At 72.8% G+C, this 2,316-nt stretch carries 2 protein-coding genes; one reads left to right on the top strand and one right to left on the bottom strand.

Translation table 11 applies throughout. The features are described from left to right. The coding region (locus ACXJKG_RS20700) for an ROK family protein (RefSeq protein ID WP_456847603.1) at positions 1-923 on the bottom strand (923 nt) is incomplete at its 3' end. Between the two features lie 77 nt (positions 924-1,000). Between ACXJKG_RS20700 and xylA the strand changes: the two genes are divergently transcribed. After that, complete coding sequence (gene xylA, locus ACXJKG_RS20695; protein WP_456847602.1) at positions 1,001-2,188, top strand: xylose isomerase; 1,188 nt, start codon at positions 1,001-1,003, stop codon at positions 2,186-2,188. Positions 2,189-2,316 lie beyond the last annotated feature (128 nt).

Raw genomic sequence — 2,316 nt, 5'->3', positions numbered from 1 at the left:
GCGCGGGGCTCGTCGGCCTCGAGCGCGTCGAGCAGSGCGTCGAGGCGRGCGGTCGGCGGCAACCCGGCGGCGCGGAGCATGGCGTCCTGACCGGCCAGCGCCTCGAGGGTGCCGTCGGAGGCGCGGGGGCCGCGGAACGCGTCGACGACGACGTGCCCGATCTCGCCGCTCCAGCCGTGCCGGCCGGGGAACAGGTTGCCGTCCAGCACGAGCGCGCCACCGATGCCGATCTCCCCCGAGACGTAGGCGAAGCTCGGCGCGACCGGGCCGCGGCGCGCGTGGGCCTCCGCCCGGGCGGCGAGGTTGGCCTCGTTGCCCACCCGGGGCGGCAGCGACGCCAGGGTCGGGTGGGCGGACACGCGGGCGACGACGTCGACGTCGCTCCAGCCGAGGTTCGGCGCGACGCGCAGGGGCCCGGTGATCCGGTCGACCAGCCCGGGCAGCGCGAGGGCCGTGCCCGCGACCCGGACGCCACGGGCCCGGAGGTGCTCGACGACCGGGGCCGCGAGCGCGGCGAGCCGGTCCAGCACCTCGTCGGCGTCGGCCCCGCGCAGGTCGTCCAGCTCGACGTGCTCGGCGAGGACGTCTCCGGCGAGGTCGATGGCGCGGACGCCCAGGTAGTCGACGTTGACCTCCATGCCGACCCCGGCGACGGTCCCCCGCGCGGGGGCGAGCGGCACGGCGGGACGGCCGGCGCGCTGCGTCTGGGTCGGCTCCAGCTCGCGCACCAGGCGCGCCTCGATCAGGTGGTCGACCAGCCCGGAGACGGTCGCGCGGGCGAGCCCCTCGGACGCGGCCAGCTGCGCGCGGGACAGGGGCTCGACGGCCTCGACGATCCCTCGCAGCGCGACCCCCAGGTTCTGGTCCCGCATCTGCGCCTGCCGGGCGACCCGGGTGGGGTCGCGGGGCTCTGGCGTCGGCATGGCTTGACCCTACCGGCTGGACGAGATAAATTCATCCGGCAAACAAAATCGGATTCATCTCGATGAGGAGACGCGTGATGGCTGCCCAGCCCACCCGTGCAGACAAGTTCTCGTTCGGCCTCTGGACGGTCGGGTGGAACGCCCAGGACCAGTTCGGCTCGGCCTCCCGGCCGTGGCTCGACCCGGTCGAGTCGGTCCACAAGCTCGCCGAGCTCGGCGCGGCCCACGTGACCTTCCACGACGACGACGTCGTCCCGTTCGGCTCCGACGCCGCCGAGCGCGACCGGATCCTCGCCCGCTTCAAGGGCGCGCTCGACGAGACCGGCATCACCGTCGAGATGGTCACCACCAACACGTTCAGCCACCCGATCTTCAAGGACGGCGCGTTCACGTCCAACGACCGTCGCGTCCGCCGCTACGGCCTGCGCAAGGTCGTCCGCAACGTCGACCTGGCCGCCGAGCTGGGCGCCGACACGTTCGTCATGTGGGGTGGCCGCGAGGGCGCCGAGTACGACTCGGCCAAGGACCTCAACGCCGCGCACGACCGGTACGCCGAGGGCATCGACACCGTCGCCGCGTACATCAAGGAGAAGGGCTACGGCCTGCGCATCGCGCTCGAGCCCAAGCCCAACGAGCCCCGCGGCGACATCCTGCTGCCGACCATCGGCCACGCGATCGCCCTCATCGACCGCCTGGAGCACGCCGACATCGTCGGCCTCAACCCCGAGGTCGGGCACGAGCAGATGGCGGGCCTCAACTACACGCAGGGCATCGCCCTCGCGCTGTGGGCGGGCAAGCTCTTCCACATCGACCTCAACGGTCAGAAGTCGATCAAGTACGACCAGGACCTGGTGTTCGGGCACGGCGACCTGTTCTCCGCGTTCGCCACGGTCGACCTGCTCGAGAACGGCTTCCCGTCCGGTGGCCCGACCTACGACGGTCCCCGCCACTTCGACTACAAGCCGTCGCGCACCGAGGACTTCCAGGGCGTGTGGGACTCCGCGGCCGCCAACATGGCGACCTACCTGCTGCTCAAGGAGCGGGCGCAGGCTTTCCGCGCCGACCCCGAGGTGCAGGCGGCGTTCGAGGAGTCGGGCGTGCTCGAGCTGTCGCAGCCGACGCTGGCCGAGGGCGAGACCCTGGCCGACCTGATCGCGGACCGCTCCGCCTACGAGGACCTCGACGTCGACGCCGTCGCCGAGCGCGGCTTCGGCTTCGTCCGCCTCAACCAGCTGGCCCTCGAGCACGCGCTCGGCGCCCGCTGACCCGTCGTCCCACCGGCGCAACGTCCGCACTCCGTCGGGTCCTGACCCGCACGAGTGCGGACGTTGCCCGCTCACCCACCTGCAACGTCCGCGCTCCGTCGGGTCCTGACCCGCACGAGTGCGGACGT

Source organism: Cellulomonas sp. P5_C6 (genome assembly GCF_054049635.1).
Note: the sequence above shows the minus strand (reverse complement) of the source record. Positions and strands in the feature narration are given on the sequence as shown.

What these genes read in the sequence shown, in the direction of transcription:
- xylA (WP_456847602.1), top strand. Translation starts at nt 1,001, where the DNA reads ATGGCTGCCCAGCCCACCCGTGCAGACAAGTTCTCGTTCGGCCTCTGG.